Raw genomic sequence first — 18,321 nt, 5'->3', positions numbered from 1 at the left:
AGGGCGGTCAGGGCCGGGTGACCGAGGAGACCGGCATCATCCCGACCGGGTCGTAGCGCACCGGGGCACCGGGATAGGGGGCGTGGATGACCTGGCCGTTGCCGGCGTACATCGCCACATGGCTGGCGTCGGAGCGGTAGACGACCAGGTCGCCGGGGCGGGCCTGGGAGAGCGGCACCCGCCGGCCGGCGAACCGCTGCTCCTGCGAGGTGCGCGGCAGATGGACCCCGGCGTGCGCGTACGCCCACTGCATCAGGCCCGAACAGTCGAAGCCGGAAGGGCCGTTGGCGCCCCACACATAGGGCCGGCCGAGGGCGGAGCGGGCGGCGGCCAGGGCGGCGGCGGCGCGGCCGTCCGGGGCGGGCACGCCGCCCGGGCCGGGCAGGGCGGCGCGGCCGTCGCGGGAGGCCCGGTCGTAGGCCGCGCGGTCGGCGGCGGGCAGGGCGTTGATCAGCCGCCGGGCCCGGGCGAGCTTGCGCTCCACGGTCCGCTTGTGCGCGGCCACGGCCTCGCGGCTCTTCTCCAGCTCGGCGAGCTTCCCGGCCGCCTCCGCCCGCTCCTGGGCGAGGTCGCGCAGCGCCGACTGCAACTCCCCCAGCCGGCGGGCCTGCCGGGCGCCGATGCGGTCGAGCGTGGACGCCTTGTCCAGGTAGTCGTCGGGGTCGGCGGAGAAGAGCAGGGCGACCGTCGGGTCGAGTCCGCCGGAGCGGTACTGGGCGCCGGCCAGCGAACCGAGCTGCTCCCGCAGGTCGTTGACGCGCTGCTGCTGCCGGGCGATGTGGTCCTGGGCGTCCCGGACCTCCCGGCGCAGCCGGCCGGCGCGCTCGTCGGCCTTGTCGAAGGCCTGGGTCGCCTTCTCGGCCTCCTCGTACAGGCGGTCCACCTCGGCCCGGGTGTCGGCGCCCGGCACGGCCTGCGCCGGTACGGCGCCGAGCGCGGCGGCGGCCGACAGCACGCACAGGGCGGCGGCGCCCCGGTCGAATCCGGACGGGGCAAGGCGACGATGGGACCCCACGGCAGTCCTCACTGCTGGCGGACACAGACCGTTTCCCCGGCGCCTGGGGACGGGGAGGCCCCGGCGCCGGGGAAACGCGGCAGACAGTAGCCGTGCGGACGGGCCGGGACCAAAGACCCCGGAGTCAACACAGACTGACGCCCCACCGCTGACGCAGGTCAACGGCGGGGCGTGGAGTCAGTTCCGGTCCCCGGGATTCGCCCGTTCGGGCGCCACCGTGTCCGTGTGTCGCCGGGGTGTCAGACCCGGACGCCGAACATGAACGGGCCACCGATGGTCGTCATCGACTCGTACCGGACGACCGTGCCGGTGCGCGGGGCGTGCAGGATCTGGCCGTGGCCCGCGTAGAGGCCGACGTGGTGCAGGTCGTTGAAGAAGAAGACCAGGTCGCCGACCTTGAGGTCGCTCTGGTTGTAGATCCTCGTGCCGATCTGCGACTGCGCCTCGGAGGTGCGCGGGATGGAGACGCCGGCCTGGGCGTAGGCCCAGGAGGTCAGGCCCGAGCAGTCGAAGGAGGAGGGGCCGGTGGCGCCGTAGACGTAGGGAGAGCCGAGCCGGGTCTGCGCGGCGGAGAAGGCCGCCTGGGCGAAACCGGAGCCGGGCGGGGTGTCGCCGAGGTCCACGCGCTCGGTGGAGGAGCGGCTGGCGCGCTGCTGCTCCTCGGCGAGCTGCGCCTTCTCCTTGGCGGTGAGGGAGTTCAGGAGCTTCTGCGCCTCGGCGAGCTTGCTCTGGACTTCCTTCTTCTTGTTGCCCAGCTCGGTGCGGGTGGCGGAGAGGTCCTTGAGCTTCTCCGTCGCCTCGGCCCGCTCCTGGGCGAGTTCGCGCTGCTTGTCCTGGATCTTCTTCAGCGCGTCGACCTGCTGGCTGCTCAACTGGTCGAGCGTGGACGCCTTGTCGAGGTAGTCGTCCGGGTTGGACGACAGGAAGAGCTGGACCGAGGCGTCGATGCCGCCGGAGCGGTACTGGGCGGTGGCCAGCGAACCCAGGCCGTCGCGCAGCTTGTTGAGCTCCTCCTGGCCGCGGGCGACGCTGTCCTGGATGGTGGAGATCTCCTTTTGCAGCTTCTGCTGCTTCTCCTTGGCGCCGTTGTACTTCTCGGTCGCCTGCTCGGCCTGCTCGTAGAGCTTGTCGACCTTCGCCTTGACCTCGTCCTTGCCGAGCTTCTCGCTCGGCGCGGCGTTGGCGGCGTTGGCGCTGAGCGCGACGGCTGCTGCGGCAGCGGTGGTGAGCACGGTCACACGGGTGCGGCTCGGCTGCTTGGGTCGACGGTGGGACGCCACGGAGGACGAACTCCTTCTTGTGAGTGATCACCCGTTCGGAGGTTCGAGCCCAGACCCTAGTGACCTCGTTGTGATCAGTTCAAATCCCACAGCGAAAAATCTCGTCACACAGTGCATTCTTTGCACACAACTCACGTGCAGTGAGAGCCGGTTGACACTACGTTGCGTGACGATACGGCCAATTCGGGCATCGGCTACGCCCGTTGGACCTTCAGGACAGTCGCTTCAGAAGCACCGCAGAGGCCACCGGTCGGGCACCCGCCTTCGCGACCCCGTCGGCCACCTCGCGGTCGGTGGAGGCGACGATGACCGGACGCCCCGGCGGCTCCGCGCGCACCAGCTGGCGGATCAGCTCGTCCGCCGTGACGCCCGGCTTGGAGAACAGCACCCGCACCCCGCGCGGCGGCGCGAGCAGCACCGGCGCGGCCAGTTCGGCGCCGTCGAAGACACACGTCACCTCGGCCCCGGTCTGCGCGGCGAGCGCCGAGAGCTGCCCCAGCAGCCGCAGCCGCTGCTTCTCCAGCGGCATCTGCGGATAGCCGGTCTTGGTCACGTTGTAGCCGTCGACGACCAGATGCGCCTGCGGCAGGGCGAGCAGTTGATCGAGAATGGCCGGATCGTTCTCCGACAGGGCGCGCGCCGCGATGTCCTTCGGTGTCATCCGGCCCGGTTCGACCGCGTCCACCGTCTCGGCCGGGCGCACGGACACCGGGGGCAGGGCCAGTTCGCGCCGCAGCCCCTGGGTCGCCTCCAGCAGGGTGTCGAGCAGCAGCCGTACCCGCATGTCCTCCACGCTGCGGCCCTCCCGGGCCGCCCGGCGGGTGGCCTCCAGCGCGGCCTCGGCCTCGCCCAGGCGGGCCTTGAGCCGCCGGGACTCGCTCTCCGCGGCCGACACCTGCGCCTGCGCCTCGGCGCGTAGGGCGTCCATCTCGCCCTGCGCCTTGCGCAGCGCGGCCTCGCCCCGCTTGACGTCGCTGAGGGCGGCGCGCAGCTTGCGGTGAAGCGATTCCGCTTCCTTCTTCGCCGATTCGAGCTCCGTGCGCAGCCGCTCGGTCTCGGCGCGGGTGTGGTCGCGGGCCTGCGCCAGCTCCGCGCGCAGCCGCTCCAGCTCGGCCCGGTTCTCCTCGTCGGCGCGCTCGGCGTGCGCCCGCTGGGCCTCCTCGCCGGCCGCGGTGACCAGCTTCACCCAGCCCGCCGGGCGCAGCACGTAGGCCGCGGCCGCCACGTCGAGCGGGTCCGCGGCCGGGGGCGGGGAGCCGGCGTCGAGAGCACCGGCGAGTTCCGGCTCCGCCTCTCTGAACCGCTCCCCGATCCGCTGCCGGAACACGGCATCGGTCTCCAGCGCCGCCGCCATCGCGTTCCCGGCGAACTTCGCCCGGCGATTGGGGGCGAACCGGGCGTACTGTCTGAGCTGGGCGGGCAGTTCGGCCACGGTCAGCCCGCCGAAGCCGTCCGACACGATCTGCACGACCCGCTTGCGCACGCCGTCGGGCAGCGGACGGTCAAGCACCTCGGCGGTGCCGTCGCCCGGCCCCCCGCCTGCGGTCTCCACCATCCGTCACACCCCAATACCGGAATAAGCCTCTCCGGGGGCCGCTCCGCTCAGGAGCCGGCGCCCGGCCTGTCCACGAGTTCCACCTGGTCCACCGCGTTGCACCAGCGGCAGCGCACCGATTCGATGGTCTCACTGACCACCTCGCGCTCCTCCACCGTCGGCTCGCCCGCCAGGTCGAGGTGGACGTACTCGACGACCTTGGACGAGCGGGTCACGTCGAAGCGCGTGAGGTTGCCGCACAGGGTGCAACGCCATCGTGTCGTGGCCGTCGGCAGGGGAACCGTCATGGTGACTGTTCTCTTCCTTCTCGTGTCGGTCCGCGCCGTCCCCGACGCGTGTGGCCGTAACCCTACGGCCTGGCGGGTGCCCGCCGCCCGTCCGTCCACGGCGGCGAGGCGGTCTGTCAGCAAGCGTCCCGTTACGTCATGCTCTGTAGTCATGATCAGCACCTGGAGCACGGCGGCCGGCAGGGCACTCAGAGCGGTCCGGGGCGCCTCGGCACCGATGACGTACGGCCTCATCGTCCTGTGCGGTCTGGTCTTCGCCCTCGGCCCGGCCTCCGGGCTGGTCCCCGGGTACGGCTCGGGGGGCGCGCTGCTCGCCGCGCAGCGGGCGTACTTCCGGCACTGGGGCGTGGTCCCGGCCGAGCTGTTCGACGGCCCGGCCGGGGCCGCGCTCACCCCGGCCACCGCGCTGTTCGTGCACGGCAGCTGGGTGCACCTGCTCGGCAACATGCTCTTCCTCTTCGTCTTCGGGGTGATGACCGAGGAGCGGATGGGCCGGGTGGAGTTCACCCTCTTCTACGTCGGCTGCGGCTACCTCGCCCTGCTGGGGTACGCGGCGGCCAACGCGGCCTCCGAGCAGTCGCTGGTCGGCGCCTCAGGGGCGGTCTCGGCGGTCCTCGGAGCGTTCCTCTACCTTTTCCCCCGGGCCCGTGTGACCAGTCTCCTGCCGTTCCTGTTCTTCCTGCCGCTGCGCTTCCCGGCCTGGGTGGTGCTGCCGTCCTGGGCGGCCCTCCAGTGGCTGGCGGCGGGGCGCGCCTCCGACGGTCCCGGGGTGGCGTATCTGGCGCACCTGGTGGGGTTCGGGCTGGGGTTCGGTTACGCGTGGGTGCGTTACGGCCGTACAGCTAGAGTGAAAGCCGCCGCAGCTCCGGTCACCGAGGGAGAGAGACAGCCGTGATCACCGCGATCGTCCTGATCAAGACCAGCGTGGACCGGATCCCCGAGATCGCGGAGCGGATCGCTTCGCTGGATTCGGTGAGCGAGGTGTTCTCCGTCACCGGTACGTACGACCTGATCGCGATGGTCCGGGTGCGGGAGCACGAGGACCTCGCCGAGATCATCCCGGGGCGGATCAGCAAGATCCCCGGGGTGGAGGCCACCGACACGCACGTCGCGTTCCGCACCTACTCCCAGCACGACCTGGAGGCCGCGTTCGCGATCGGCCTCGACAACTAAGGACGGCCAGGGGCGGCTACGCCCTCACGTCCACCGCGGCGATCCCGGTGCCCGAGGGGACGTAGAGCCGGCCGCCGCGCGCGACCGGGGTGTGCTGGTCGTCGCCCGCGTCCCGGCCCAGGACGGCGTTCCAGCGCCTCTTGCCGTTCAGGTCCAGCGCACAGACCTTCTCGCCCGCACGCGCGTACACGGTGTCGCCGGACAGCACCGCGCGGGGGTAGGCCCTGCCGCCCTCGAAGCCGTACCTCCAGGCGCGGGAGCCGTCGGCCGCCCGGACGGCGTACACGCCGCCCTGTTCCGTTCCGACGGCCAGCGTACGGCTGCCCCCGGTCAGGATCCCGCCGTCGTCCTCCCTGCGCCACAGCCGCCGGCCGTCCGTGACGCGGAACCCCCGGAGTTCGGCGGCCGAGTCCGCGAACAGGGTGGTGCCCGCCAGGACGAGGGCGGTGACGTCCGTGCCCCCGGACACCTCCCACTTGCGCGAACCGTCCCGCGCGTCCAGCGCCAGCAGGACGTCGCCGTAGCTGCCCGTGAAGACGGTCCCGCCCGAGACGATCGGGGTGCCGGTGGGGCCGGCCAGGGTCTTGGCGGTCCACTTCTCGCCGCCGTCGGAGGCGTAGCAGCGCAGCCCGCCCGTGGTCGTGCCGCCGACGGAGACGAGGACGTCCTGGCCGAGCAGGACGGGGACGTCGTACCGCTGGTCACCGAGGGTGCGGGTCCACAGGGGGCTGCCGGACGGGCTCACCGCGGTCAGCCGGCGCGCGTCCTCGGAGTGCAGGCCCACCACGCAGTAGACGGCGTCCCGGGTGGCCACGGGCGTGGAGACGTCATCGCCGAGCCGGACCTTCCAGCGCTTGGAGCCGTCCCGGGAGATCGCGTGCAGCACGCCGCCGGAGGTGCCCGCGTAGACGACGGAACCGTCCGGGGAGAGCGCGCAGCAGGCCCCGTCCAGGCCGCCGATGCCGCCGAGGTCGTACTGCCAGCGCAGCACCGCCGCCCCGTTCGTGCGGTCGGCCGACGGGACCGATGAGCTGTCGCTGCCGCCGCTGCTCTCGGTGCGCAGCCCGTACTCCCACAGCCAGCCGCCGACGCCGACCCCGGCCACGGCGACGGCTCCCCCGCCGAGGGCCTTGAGAAGCCGACGCCGACCGGGAGCCACGGCGCCCAGACGGCGGCCGGGGGCGTCGGAATCGACGGAGGTGACCGCCCCGGCCGAGCCGCCGGGGGTGCCAGGGGCGGCGGAGCCGTCCGGGGCGGCAGGGGCAGCCGAGCCCGCCGGGTCGGTCCGGGCGGCGCGCGCAGCCGAGTCCGCCGGGTCCGCGGGGGCCCCCGAGCCGCCTGGGGTCGCCGACACCGCCGAGCCACCGTGGCCGCCAGGGATGGCGGAGCCCTCCGAGGCCGCCGGGCCTGGCGGGGCGGCAAGGGCCGCCGAGTCCGCCGGGGTGGCGCGGTCCGCCACATCGGTCCGGGCGGCGCGCGCAGCCGAGTCCGCCGGGTCCGCGGGGGTCCCCGAGCCGCTCGGGGTCGCCGACACCGCCGAGCCACCGTGGCCGCCAGGGACGGCGGAGCCGTCCGGGGCCACAGGGGTCGCCGGGTCGGTCCAGGTGGCGCGGGTGGTCGCGTCCGCCGGGGTGGCGGTGGGGTGGGGGGCCAGGTACTCCACGCCGCTGGGGCGGTCGTCCGGGACGGGGCGGGGCCGGGACGCGGGGCCGTACCAGCCCGGGCGGACGGCGGCGCGCAGGGTGTCCGGGGCGAACCCGGCGCTCGCCACCACCTCCGCCGGCTCCGGGCGCTCCAGCGGGTCCTCGCGCAGACAGGCCGTCACCAGCGGGCGGATGTCGTCCGGCACGCCGGACAGGTCGAAGTCGCGGGTGAGGATGCGCAGCAGGACCACCGAGTCCTGGCCCTCCCCGAACGGCTCCCGGCCGGCCGCCGCGTACGCGAGGACCGCGCCGAGGGAGAAGACGTCGCTGGGCGGGCCGACCTGGCCGCCGTTGCGGATCTGCTCCGGCGAGACGTAGCCGACCGAGCCGACGACCGCGCCGGTGCGGGTCAGCGCGGTGGCCTCCAGCGCCCGGACGATCCCGAAGTCGATGACCCGCGGCCCGTCCGGGCCCAGCAGGATGTTCGACGGCTTCAGGTCCCGGTGGACCAGCCCCTTGGCGTGGATGGCCGCCAGCGCCTCGCCGAGCGCGGCGGCGAGGATCCGGACCGCGGGGCGCGGCAGCGCGCCGTGGTCCAAGATGGCGTCCCGCAGGTTGGGTCCGGAGACGAACTCCGTTGCCATCCAGGGCCGTTCGGCATCGGTGTCGGCGTCCACGACCCGTGCGGTGTAGGTGTCCGCGCCGCCGACGGTCTGGGCGGCGCGGACCTCGTGGCGGAAGCGGGCGCGGAAGGTGCGGTCCTCGGCGTGCTCGGCCCGTACCACCTTCACCGCGAGCCGCAGCCCGGTGCGGGACTCGGCGAGGTAGACCTCGCCCATGCCGCCCGCGCCCAGTCTGTGCGTGGTGGCGTACGGGCCGATGTGGCGCGGATCTGTGGCGCGCAGCGGCTGCACTCCGGGGTCCCCCTGTCCGACGTGGTGTCAAGGGGAGGTTATAGCGCCGTTCAGACCGCCGGCACGCAGCGGCCGTCCTCCGTGCGGTACTGCCACTTCGCGCCCTCCGCCACCAGTTCCCTGACGGCGTTGACGAAGCGCTCCACGTGCTCGTCCGGCGTGCCCGCGCCGAAGCTGACGCGGATGGCGTTGAGGGACTTCTCGCCCGGGGCCGCCTCGGGGGCGCCGCACTCGCCCTGGGTCTGCGGGTCGCTGCCGAGCAGGGTGCGGACCAGGGGGTGGGCGCAGAAGAGGCCGTCGCGGACGCCGATGCCGTACTCGGCGGAGAGCGCGGCGGCGAAGTGCGAGCTGTTCCAGCCCTCGACGACGAAGGAGAGGACGCCGACGCGCGGGGCGTCGTCGCCGAAGAGGGACAGCACGCGCACCTCGGGCACCTCGGCCAGGCCCTCGCGGACCTTGGCGATCAGGTGCTGTTCGCGGGCGACGAGGGTGTCCCAGCCGGCCTCGGTGAGGGCCTTGCAGGCGGAGGCGATGGCGTAGGCGCCGATGACGTTCGGGGAGCCCGCCTCGTGCCGGGCCGCGGTCTCGTGCCACTCGACGGCCACGCCGCCGTCCTGGCGCCGGGTGACCCTGCGGCTGGCGCCGCCGCCCGCGAGGTACGGCTCGGCCGCCTGGAGCCAGTCGGCGCGGCCGGCCAGGACACCGGAGCCGAAGGGGGCGTACAGCTTGTGGCCGGAGAAGGCGATCCAGTCGACGTCCAGGTCACGCAGGTCCACCGGGTGGTGCGGGGCCAGCTGGGCGGCGTCCAGGACGATGCGGGCGCCGTGGGCGTGGGCGGCGGCGGCCAGTTCGCGCACCGGCCACAGCTCGCCGGTGACGTTGGAGGCGCCGGTGACGCAGACCAGGGCCGGGCCGTACGGGTCGCGGCCGGCGAGGGCCCGCTCCAGGGTCTCCACGGCCTGCCGCGGGGTGCGCGGGGCGTCGAGGTAGGTGACCCGCGCGTCCTGCCAGGGCAGCAGGGAGGCGTGGTGCTCGGTCTCGAAGACGAAGACCTCGCAGTCGGCCGGGATCGCCCGGGCCAGCAGGTTGAGGGAGTCGGTGGTCGAACGGGTGAAGATCACCTGGTCGGCCGGGCGGCAGCCGAGGAACTCGGCGACCGTCTTGCGGGCGTTCTCGAACAGGTCGGTGGAGAGCTGGGAGAGGTAGCCGGCGCCGCGGTGGACACTGCCGTAGTACGGGGCGTACGCGGCGACGTCGTCCCAGACGCGCTGGAGGGCGGGGGCGCTGGCGGCGTAGTCCAGGGCGGCGTAGCTGACTTCGCCGCCGGTGACCAGCGGGACGGTGACATCTCGCCCCAGAACGGGCAGAGGGGTGCAAACGGACTGGTCGGCGGCAGCGGTGGAGACAGACATGGCGGAACTCCCGTGAAGGCATGCGAAGAAGAGAGAAAAAGGGGTGTGCGGAGGCGGGGCTCTGCGGCCCTAACGCATTCGCTTGCTCACGGAAGACTCCCTCGAACGACCAGGACCCCTGGTGTGTGAGGGGTCCGCGCTTGCCGTAGGCCTTGCTGCCGTACGACCTGGTCTTCACCCGGGGCACCCCGCCACGGACGGAGGGTTGCCGGACAGTCGGCCGGGGCCTCATGACTGTCACTCATGACCTGGTACAGGAACGTACTGAAGTGATCGTCGTCCCGCAACCCGTGTCCGGATCGCGGGACGACTCCCAGGGGCGTCAGGCGTTGCTGACGGCCACCCAGCGCTCCAGGGTGCGCTTGGCCGCGCCCGAGTCGATCGACTCCGCGGCCCGCGCCATGCCCGCGCGGATCTGCTCGGTGAGCGGCGCGTCCGTCGGCTCCAGGGCCACCAGCGCCGCCGCCGAGTTCAGCAGCACGGCGTCCCGTACGGCCCCCCGCTCGCCGTCCAGCAGCCGGCGGGCGACCTCGGCGTTGTAGGAGGCGTCGGCGCCGCGCAGGGCGTCCACGGGGACGAGGTCGATGCCGGCCTCGCGCGGGTCGAAGACCTCCTCCGTGACCTTGCCGTCCCGGACCACCCACACCCGGGAGGCGGCGGTGACGGTCAGCTCGTCCAGGCCGTCCTCGCCCCGGAAGACCAGTGCGGAGTTGCCGCGCTCGGCGAGGACACCGGCGACGATCGGCGCCATGCGGGGATCCGCGACACCGACGGCCTGCGACCGCACCTGCGCGGGGTTGGTCAGCGGGCCCAGCACGTTGAAGGTGGTCCGGATGCCCAACTGGCCGCGGGCCGCGGCGACATGGCGCAGGGACGGGTGGAACCGCACCGCGAAGCAGATGGTGATGCCGGCCTCCTCGGCCACCTCGGCCACCCGCTGCGGACTCAGGTTGAGGTTGACGCCCAGCTTCTCCAGGACGTCGGAGGAGCCGGAGGCGGAGGACGCGGCGCGGTTGCCGTGCTTGACGACCTTCGCCCCCGTGCCCGCGACGACGATCGAGGACATGGTGGAGATGTTCACCGTCTTCGCGCCGTCGCCGCCGGTGCCGACGATGTCCACGGCCGGACCGGGCACCTCGATGACGTTCGCGTGTGCGTACATCGTCCGGACCAGTCCGGTGATCTCCTGGACCGTCTCGCCCTTGGCCCGCAGCGCCACCATGAACCCGGCGATCTGCGCGTCGGTCGCCTCCCCGCGCATGATCAGGTCCATCGCCCAGGCGGTGTCGTCGGCGGACAGGTCCCGGCCGTCCAGCAGACCGTTCAGCAGGGCGGGCCAGGAGCGGCCCGCCGCGGTGTCGCCTCCAGCGGGGGTCACAGCGCTCATCAGCCGCTCCTTGAACAGGTTCCTGCTACGTCGTACACCACCCTATCCAGCCGGGCGGCACGGCGAAGGGCCCCGTCCGGGTTGCGGACGGGGCCCTTCAGCGTGGCGTGGCGACGCGGGGATCAGTGGTGGCCGTGGCCGCTCGTGATCTCCTTGTACTCCTCGACGGTCGGCTTCGGGATCTGGTTGTCCTCGCCGAAGTAGGCGTTGGACAGCTTCGCCCGCAGCTTCTCCGAGGCCGGGACCTTGCGCTCGACCCCGTTCTCGTCGACCGTCGGACCGATCTCGGCCGGCCGGTACTGCTCGTGCGAGGTGAGCGTGTGCAGCTGCTCCTGGCTGAGCGGCTCGTGCACCTCGATGAACTCACCGTGCGGCAGCCGCTTGATGATGCCGGTCTCGCGGCCGTGCAGCACCTTGTCGCGGTCGCGGCGCTGGAGACCCAGGCAGATCCGCTTGGTGGCGATGAAGGCGAGGACCGGAGCCACGAAGTAGGCGATCCGGACGAACCAGGTGACCGCGTTGATCGACAGGTGGAAGTGCGTGGCGAAGATGTCGTTGCCGCCACCGATCAGCATCACGAAGTACACGGTCAGCCAGGCGACACCGAACGCCGTACGCGTCGGGGCGTTGCGCGGGCGGTCCAGGATGTGGTGCTCGCGCTTGTCCCCGGTGACCCAGGCCTCGATGAACGGGTACATCGCGATCGCGCCGAGGATCACGCCGAACAGCACCAGCGGGATGAACACGCCCAGGACCAGCGTGTGGCCCCAGAAGTTGATCTCCCAGCCCGGCATGGCGCGGATCAGGCCCTCGGCCATACCCATGTACCAGTCCGGCTGGGCGCCGGTGGACACCTGGTCCGGACGGTAGGGGCCGATGGCCCAGATCGGGTTGATCTGCGCGACGGCCGCGAGGGCCGCGAGCACACCGAAGACCAGGAAGAAGAAGCCGCCGGCCTTCGCCATGTACACCGGCAGCAGCGGCATGCCGACGACGTTCTTGTTCGTCTTGCCGGGGCCCGTGAACTGCGTGTGCTTGTGGTAGAAGACCAGGATCAGGTGGCCCACCACCAGGCCCAGCATGATGCCCGGCAGCAGCAGGATGTGGATCGAGTAGAAGCGGGCAACGAAGTCGCCGCCCGGGAACTCGCCGCCGAAGAGGAAGAACGAGATGTACGTGCCGACGATCGGCACGGACAGGATCGCGCCCTCCATGAAGCGGACACCGGTGCCGGAGAGCAGGTCGTCCGGGAGCGAGTAACCGGTGAAACCGGTGAACATGCCCAGGACGAGCAGCAGGAAGCCGAACAGCCAGTTGACCTCACGCGGCTTGCGGAACGCGCCGGTGAAGAACACGCGCATCATGTGCACGAACATGCCGGCGATGAAGACGACCGCGCCCCAGTGGTGGATCTGCCGGATGAGCAGACCGCCGCGCACGTCGAAGGAGATGTGCAGGGTGGAGCTGAATGCCTCGGACATCAGCTGTCCCTGGAGCGGGACGTAGGAGCCGTGGTACTCCACCTCGTTCATCGACGGGTGGAAGAACAGCGTCAGGTAGACACCCGTCAGGATGATGATGATGAAGCTGTAGAGGCAGACCTCGCCCAACATGAACGACCAGTGGTCGGGGAAGATCTTGCGCATGTTGGCCTTGGCGAGGGAGTAGATCCCGAGCCGGCCGTCGGCCCAGTCGGCGAGACGCTCGCCGGCCGGTGCCTTCCCGCGGGGGCGGGAGGTCTCGTTCGCTGCAGTACTCATCCGCGCTCCCAGAATGCAGGACCGACGGGCTCCTCGAAGTCGCCGAGCGCCTGGAGGTAACCCTCACTGTCCACACCGATGCGCAGCTGCGGCAGGGCGTGGCCGGCGGGACCGAAGATCACTCGGGCGCCGTCGGAGAGGTCGAAGGTGGACTGGTGGCACGGGCACAGCACGTGGTGCGTCTGCTGCTCGTACAGGGAGATCGGGCAGCCGACGTGGGTGCAGATCTTCGAGTAGGCGACGATGCCCTCGTGCGACCACTCCAGCTCGCGCTTGTCCTTGATGTTGCCCGGCTGGAGCCGGACGATCATCAGGGCGGCCTTGGCGATCTCCGTCTGGAACTCCTCGGAGTGCTCCTCCAGGCCGTCCGGCTTGGCGAAGGTGAGCGAGCCGACGGCGACGTCCTCGGGACGCAGCGGCTGGTTCGTGTTCATGTTGACCAGGCGCTTGCCCTTGGCCCAGATGGTGTGGCGGAGCTTGGTCCCCGGCGCCGGGCCGAGACCGCCGAGCAGCATGACACCGGAGAGCGGCACCAGGGCCAGCGCGCCGAACATCGTGTTGCGGATCAGCTTGCGGCGGCCGAGCGCCGACTCCTTGGCACCCTGGCGGAAGTCCGCGTGGACCTTCGCCCGGACGTCGGAGGGAGCCTCGATCGCGTGCCGGTCGTCGGCGATCTCCTCGTCGGACATCAGGGTGCGGGCCCAGTGGACCGCGCCCGCGCCGATGCAGAACAGCGCCACACCGAGGGTCAGGCCGAGCGCGAAGTTCATCGCGCTGATGTGCCCGATCGGGAAGACGAAGATCTGCTTGTCGTTCGGGATGGCCAGGTACGCGACGATGAAGCCGATGGTGGCCAGCATCGACACCGTGAACAGCAGGGCCACCACGCGCTCGGACCGCTTGGCGGCCCGCTCGTCGATGTCCTGGATCCGGTGCTCGTGCGGCGGAAGCCCCGGGTCCGCGAACGGGTTCTCCTCGTCCGCGATCCCTACCGCGCCGTGCGCGTGGTCCTGCTCAGCGGGCAGGTTCTCTTCTGGAATGTCTTGGCTACTCATGACTTCTTGGCCTTTGCGGTCCGAGCGGCGACCCAGACGGCGACCACGATGAGCGTGCCGAGGCCGAAGATCCAGCCGAACAGACCCTCACTGACCGGCCCGAGGCCGCCCAGCTCCAGACCACCCGGGTTCTCGGTCTTGTCGCCGTTGACCGCGTTGAGGTACGCGATGATGTCCTTCTTGTTCTTCTCCGACAGCGTGGTGTCGGGGAAGGACGGCATGTTCTGCGGGCCCGTCTGCATGGCCTCGTAGATGTGCTTCGGAGCGACACCCTCCAGGTCCGGCGCGAACTTGCCCTTGGTCAGGGCACCGCCCTTGCCGGTGAAGTTGTGGCACTGCGCGCAGTTGGTGCGGAACAGCTCGCCACCCTTGGCGATGTCCGCGCCCGCGGGGCCGTACTGCTCCTTCGTGGGCACATTCGGGCCGGCGCCCAGCGAGGCGACGTACGCGGCGAGCTGGTCGATCTGGGCCTGCGAGTAGATGTTCTTCTTGCGCGGGATCTGGGCGCCCTGCGAGGTGGCGGCGGGCATACGGCCGGTGCCGACCTGGAAGTCGACGGCCGCGGCGCCCACGCCGACGAGGCTCGGGCCGTCGGAGGAGCCCTGGCCACCGGTGCCGTGGCAGCTGGCGCAGCCGACCTCGTAGAGCTTCTTGCCCTCCTTGATGGTCAGGGACTGGGAGGTTTCATCGGCCTGCGCCTTGCCCGCGGGCGCGAACGCGGCGTACAGCCCCCCAGTGGCCGCCAGCGCGAGGAGTAGGACGACGACCGCCGCCAGCGGATGGCGTCGTCGTACGGAGAGCTTTTTCACGGATTACCCCGGTGTCAGGATCTTCTGCGTCGGTGCTTCTGGATGTGCGGGAGCGGTCCCGGCTACTTGATCAGGTAGATCGTGGCGAAGAGGCCGATCCAGACGACATCGACGAAGTGCCAGTAGTAGGACACGACGATGGCGGCGGTCGCCTGCTCGTGAGTGAACCTCTTGGCCATGTAGGTGCGGCCGAGGACCAGCAGGAAGGCGATGAGACCGCCCGTCACGTGCAGGCCGTGGAAGCCGGTGGTCAGGTAGAACACCGAGCCGTACGGGTCGGAGGACAGCGAGATGCCGTCCTTCTTCACCAGCTCCGTGTACTCGTAGATCTGACCGCCGATGAAGATCGCACCCATGATGAAGGTGAGGATGAACCAGCCACGGAGCTTCTTCACATCGCCGCGCTCGGCCGCGAACACGCCGAGCTGGCAGGTGAGGGAGGAGAGCACCAGGATCGTGGTGTTCGTGGCGGAGAAGGGCACGTTGAGTGCCTCCGCCATCTCCTTCCAGTGAGCTGGTCCGGTCACCGACCGGAGGGTGAAGTACATCGCGAAGAGGGCCGCGAAGAACATCAGCTCGGAACTCAGCCAGATGATGGTTCCGACGCTGGTGAGGTTCGGCCGGTTGACCGACGGGTGCGCGTGCCCGGTTTCTACTGTCGTTGCTGTCGCCACGACCGACATTATGTCGGTCGCTTATCTCGCGCTCACTCCGGGGGGTGCCGTTCGGAGTGTTGCCACCCGTCGGACCGGTGTTGACGTGGTGTTCACGGGGACGATCGCGGGAGTAACATCCGCCGGAACGGGCCCGCCCGTCCTGTCCGTACGACGCTGACGTCTCGGAGGAACAATGCAGCCGACCGCCACGGTGCTGGTCTACAGCGACGACTCCAACACCCGCGAGCAAGTACGGCTGGCCGCCGGACGTCGGCCGGCGCCCGACGTCCCCCTCGTCGAGTTCGTGGAGTGTGCGACTCCGCAGGCGGTGCTGCGGGAGCTGGACAAGGGCGGCATCGACGTCTGCGTGCTCGACGGCGAGGCCGTGCCGATGGGCGGCATGGGGGTGTGCCGGCAGATCAAGGACGAGGTGTTCAACTGTCCGCCGGTGCTGCTGCTCATGGGGCGGCCGCAGGACGCGTGGCTGGCCACGTGGAGCCGGGCCGACGCGGCGGTCACCCTGCCGGTGGATCCGGTGGAGTTCGCCTCCTCCCTGGCCTCCCTGCTGCGTCAGCGGCGCCTGGTGGGCGCCTAACGGGGCAGGGCGGGGCGGGGCGCCGGGTTCGTGGGCGAGTGCGGGCCGGTGGGTCCTCCTCGCGCAGTTCCCCGCGCCCCTTCGTCACGCCGCGGCCGGCTGGACGCGTAGCGCGTCCCCCGGGGCCGGGCCGTCCGGTTTGCCGTTGAAGAGGGCGCTGCCCTGTCGCCACTTCTGCCAGTCGACGTTCCAGTCGCCGAAGCCGTTGCCGAAGGGCTCCATGTCGTCGCCGTTGGAGTTGACGACCTTGACGATGTCGCCCTCGCGGACGGTGTCGAAGAACCACTCCGCGTTGGACGTGCTCATCCCGGTGCAGCCGTGGCTGACGTTGGCGTACCCCTGGGAGCCCACCGACCAGGGGGCGGCGTGGACGTACTCGCCGGACCAGGTGACCCGGGTGGCGTAGTAGACCGGCAGGTCGTAGGAGTCGGCGCTGCCCTCGGCGATGCCGACCGTGGTGCCGCGCATCCGTACGAAGTACTGCTTGGCCAGGACGACCTTGACGCCGTTGCGGGTCTCGAAGCCGGGCTTGCCCGTCGTGACGGGGATCTGGTTGATCTCCTCGCCGTTCTTGTAGACCGTCATCTGGTGCGTGGCGGCGTCCGTGACGGCCTCGATCCTGTCACCGGTGGTGATCTTCAATGGCTTGGCCTTGCCGCCCCACAGCCGGTCGCCGATCTTGACGCCCTCCAGGTTGCTGTGCACCTGGATGGTGGCGTGAGCGGGCCAGTAGTCCTTGGGCCGGTAGTGGAGTTCCTTGTTGTCGACCCAGTGCCAGGCGCCCTGCACGGCCGGCGCGGAGTCCACCCGCAGGGCCTGTTCCACGACGGCGCGCTGCGCCTTGTCCTTGATCTCGTGGTCGAGTTGGGCAGTGATCGGCTGGCCGACGCCGTAGGTGCCCTTCTCCGGCCCGAACGTGACGTTCAGGCGCTGCTTGGTGGTCGGCTGGCTGGTGTCGAACGTGAAGACCTTGCGGCCGGGCGCGCCGTCCTCGTCCTCGGTGCTCACGGTGACCGTGTAGTGGGCGTTGGCGGCCAGCGGGGAGGTGCTGTGCCAGCGGCTGCCGTCGGCGGCGAGTTCGCCCGCCACATGGCGCCCTGTGGAGTCCTGGGCGGTGACGTCCGTGATACGGCCCTCGTCGCCGTCGGCGGTCACCTCCAGGGGCTTGTCCGGGTCGGCCCGCTTTCCCGCTTCGGTGGGGCCGTTGAAGGAGATCAGGCCCGCTGCGTCGTACGGCTTGGCCGACAAGGGGTTGCCGTCCGAACCGCAAGCGGTGACGCCCGCGCCGAGGGCGGTCACCAGCAGCGCGCAGCTGACGACGGTGCGGGTCCGCGGAATGTGGTTCATATGATCACGCTATGAGATGAAGAGCCCACTGGCATGGCAGGTAACTCGTACGAGCGAACGGCACTACGCCAGAAGAAGGACACCGCGGAGGGCGCGCGCAGGACACGCCGGAGCAGCCGGAAACGCCGGGAGCCCGGACCCCCATCAGGAAGGTCCGGGCTCCCGGCGTACTGCCGCGCGTTCTGCTACTGGGTGCGGTTCTCACCGTGGTAGTACTCGAACACCCAGCCGAAGATGCCGACCACGATGAACGGGGCGGCGAAGTAGATCAGCCACCAGCCGATCGCGATGCTGAGGAAGGCGACGGCGCCGCCGAAGCCCAGCATGAGCGGCTGCCAGCTGTGCGGGCTGAAGAATCCCAGCTCGCCCGCGTCGTCCGCGACGTCGGCCTCCTTGTCGTCCTGGGCGCCCGCGTCGACCCGCCGGGCGGTGAAGCCCAGGTAGAAGCCGATCATGACGCTCAGGCCGAAGGCCAGGAAGAGCGCGGTGGTACCGGCCGGCTCCTTCGACCACACGCCATACACGATGGCCATGATCAGGATGAAGACGCTCAGCCAGATGAACATCCGACCCTGGATCTTCACTTGCCGGCCTCCTTGCTGCCCGCGACGGCGGTGCCGTGACCGGCGTGCTCAAGCTGTTCGAGCGCGGCGATCTCAGGGTGGTGCAGGTCGAACGCCGGGGATTCGCTGCGGATCCGCGGCAGGGTGAGGAAGTTGTGCCGGGGCGGCGGGCAGGAAGTCGCCCACTCCAGCGAGCGGCCGTAGCCCCACGGGTCGTCCACGCCGACCGGCTTGCCGTACTTCGCCGTCTTCCAGACGTTGTAGAGGAACGGCAGGATCGACAGGCCGAGCAGGAAGGAGCTGATGGTCGACACCGTGTTCAGCGCGGTGAAGCCGTCGGCGGCCAGGTAGTCGGCGTAGCGGCGCGGCATACCCTCGGCGCCCAGCCAGTGCTGGACCAGGAAGGTGCCGTGGAAGCCGATGAACAGCGTCCAGAAGGTGATCTTACCGAGACGCTCGTCGAGCATCTTGCCGGTCCACTTCGGCCACCAGAAGTGGAAGCCGGAGAACATCGCGAAGACGACCGTACCGAAGACCACGTAGTGGAAGTGGGCCACCACGAAGTACGAGTCGGAGACGTGGAAGTCCATGGGCGGCGAGGCCAGGATGACACCGGTCAGCCCGCCGAAGAGGAAGGTCACGAGGAAGCCGGTCGCCCAGAGCATGGGCGTCTCGAAGGACAGCGAGCCCTTCCACATCGTGCCGATCCAGTTGAAGAACTTCACACCGGTCGGAACGGCGATCAGGAAGGTCATGAAGGAGAAGAACGGCAGCAGCACACCGCCGGTGACGTACATGTGGTGGGCCCACACGGTCACGGACAGACCGGCGATGGCGATGGTCGCGGCGATCAGGCCCATGTAGCCGAAG

The 18,321-nt window shown here is 70.8% G+C and carries 17 protein-coding genes and 1 riboswitch; of the genes, 3 read left to right on the top strand and 14 right to left on the bottom strand.

All coding sequences use genetic code 11. From position 1 onward, the window contains the following. Nucleotides 1-7 precede the first annotated feature (7 nt). From AQJ11_RS19275 to AQJ11_RS19260, 4 genes are all read right to left on the bottom strand, one after another. Complete coding sequence (locus tag AQJ11_RS19275; RefSeq protein ID WP_059263851.1) at nt 8-1,015, bottom strand: C40 family peptidase; 1,008 nt, start codon at nt 1,013-1,015, stop codon at nt 8-10. Nucleotides 1,016-1,254: 239 nt separating this feature from the next. Next, the gene (locus AQJ11_RS19270; RefSeq protein WP_014672224.1) at nt 1,255-2,295 is read right to left on the bottom strand and encodes a C40 family peptidase; all 1,041 of its coding nucleotides are present in this window, start codon (nt 2,293-2,295) and stop codon (nt 1,255-1,257) included. Between the two features lie 211 nt (nt 2,296-2,506). Continuing rightward, nucleotides 2,507-3,850: an NYN domain-containing protein gene (locus tag AQJ11_RS19265; RefSeq protein ID WP_059263850.1), complete on the bottom strand. Its 1,344-nt coding sequence runs from the start codon at nt 3,848-3,850 to the stop codon at nt 2,507-2,509. Nucleotides 3,851-3,897: 47 nt separating this feature from the next. After that, a complete protein-coding gene (locus tag AQJ11_RS19260) occupies nt 3,898-4,137 on the bottom strand; it encodes a hypothetical protein (protein ID WP_014672226.1) in 240 nt (79 codons plus the stop codon). A 151-nt stretch (nt 4,138-4,288) separates the two neighbouring features. On the opposite strand from AQJ11_RS19260, the gene AQJ11_RS19255 reads away from it, so the two are divergent. Continuing rightward, nucleotides 4,289-5,032, top strand: coding sequence for a rhomboid family intramembrane serine protease (locus AQJ11_RS19255; RefSeq protein ID WP_208616564.1), 744 nt, complete (start codon nt 4,289-4,291; stop codon nt 5,030-5,032). Next, nucleotides 5,029-5,310 carry an Lrp/AsnC family transcriptional regulator gene (locus AQJ11_RS19250; protein WP_014672228.1) on the top strand — a complete coding sequence of 94 codons (282 nt, stop codon included), beginning with the start codon at nt 5,029-5,031 and terminating at the stop codon, nt 5,308-5,310. Before AQJ11_RS19255 ends, AQJ11_RS19250 begins: the two co-directional genes overlap by 4 nt. Before the next feature lie 16 nt (nt 5,311-5,326). On the opposite strand, the gene AQJ11_RS19245 is transcribed toward AQJ11_RS19250, so the two are convergent. From AQJ11_RS19245 to ctaE, 7 genes are all read right to left on the bottom strand, one after another. Next, nucleotides 5,327-7,867 (bottom strand): serine/threonine-protein kinase, encoded by a 2,541-nt coding sequence (locus AQJ11_RS19245; protein ID WP_059263849.1) that lies wholly within the window; start codon nt 7,865-7,867, stop codon nt 5,327-5,329. Nucleotides 7,868-7,917: 50 nt separating this feature from the next. Continuing rightward, the gene (locus tag AQJ11_RS19240; protein WP_014672230.1) at nt 7,918-9,279 is read right to left on the bottom strand and encodes an aminotransferase class V-fold PLP-dependent enzyme; all 1,362 of its coding nucleotides are present in this window, start codon (nt 9,277-9,279) and stop codon (nt 7,918-7,920) included. A gap of 131 nt (nt 9,280-9,410) precedes the next feature. After that, nucleotides 9,411-9,528, bottom strand: a riboswitch (SAM riboswitch). 73 nt (nt 9,529-9,601) lie between these two features. Further along, nucleotides 9,602-10,666 (bottom strand): anthranilate phosphoribosyltransferase, encoded by a 1,065-nt coding sequence (trpD, locus tag AQJ11_RS19235; RefSeq protein WP_059263848.1) that lies wholly within the window; start codon nt 10,664-10,666, stop codon nt 9,602-9,604. Between the two features lie 122 nt (nt 10,667-10,788). Next, nucleotides 10,789-12,426 carry a cytochrome bc1 complex cytochrome b subunit gene (gene qcrB / locus AQJ11_RS19230; protein ID WP_014672232.1) on the bottom strand — a complete coding sequence of 546 codons (1,638 nt, stop codon included), beginning with the start codon at nt 12,424-12,426 and terminating at the stop codon, nt 10,789-10,791. Further along, nucleotides 12,423-13,481 (bottom strand): cytochrome bc1 complex Rieske iron-sulfur subunit, encoded by a 1,059-nt coding sequence (qcrA, locus tag AQJ11_RS19225; protein ID WP_014672233.1) that lies wholly within the window; start codon nt 13,479-13,481, stop codon nt 12,423-12,425. Before qcrA ends, qcrB begins: the two co-directional genes overlap by 4 nt. Then, nucleotides 13,478-14,290: a cytochrome bc1 complex diheme cytochrome c subunit gene (gene qcrC, locus AQJ11_RS19220; protein WP_014672234.1), complete on the bottom strand. Its 813-nt coding sequence runs from the start codon at nt 14,288-14,290 to the stop codon at nt 13,478-13,480. Before qcrC ends, qcrA begins: the two co-directional genes overlap by 4 nt. A gap of 62 nt (nt 14,291-14,352) precedes the next feature. Beyond that, nucleotides 14,353-14,973, bottom strand: coding sequence for an aa3-type cytochrome oxidase subunit III (gene ctaE, locus AQJ11_RS19215; protein WP_014672235.1), 621 nt, complete (start codon nt 14,971-14,973; stop codon nt 14,353-14,355). A 166-nt stretch (nt 14,974-15,139) separates the two neighbouring features. Here ctaE and AQJ11_RS19210 point away from each other — a divergent pair, with 166 nt between their 5' ends. Continuing rightward, nucleotides 15,140-15,541, top strand: coding sequence for a response regulator (locus tag AQJ11_RS19210; RefSeq protein ID WP_014672236.1), 402 nt, complete (start codon nt 15,140-15,142; stop codon nt 15,539-15,541). A gap of 84 nt (nt 15,542-15,625) precedes the next feature. Here AQJ11_RS19210 and AQJ11_RS19205 read toward each other — a convergent pair whose 3' ends face one another. The 3 genes from AQJ11_RS19205 to AQJ11_RS51120 form a co-directional block, all read right to left on the bottom strand. Next, a complete protein-coding gene (locus tag AQJ11_RS19205) occupies nt 15,626-16,888 on the bottom strand; it encodes a L,D-transpeptidase (protein WP_014672237.1) in 1,263 nt (420 codons plus the stop codon). A 185-nt stretch (nt 16,889-17,073) separates the two neighbouring features. Then, the gene (locus tag AQJ11_RS19200; RefSeq protein WP_014672238.1) at nt 17,074-17,472 is read right to left on the bottom strand and encodes a cytochrome c oxidase subunit 4; all 399 of its coding nucleotides are present in this window, start codon (nt 17,470-17,472) and stop codon (nt 17,074-17,076) included. Further along, nucleotides 17,469-18,321, bottom strand: an 853-nt coding sequence (locus AQJ11_RS51120) for a cytochrome c oxidase subunit I (RefSeq protein ID WP_244218297.1), incomplete at its 5' end; no start/stop codon positions are given. The genes AQJ11_RS51120 and AQJ11_RS19200, both read right to left, overlap by 4 nt.

Source organism: Streptomyces corchorusii (genome assembly GCF_001514055.1).
GTDB lineage: Bacteria > Actinomycetota > Actinomycetes > Streptomycetales > Streptomycetaceae > Streptomyces > Streptomyces olivaceoviridis.
Note: the sequence above shows the minus strand (reverse complement) of the source record. Positions and strands in the feature narration are given on the sequence as shown.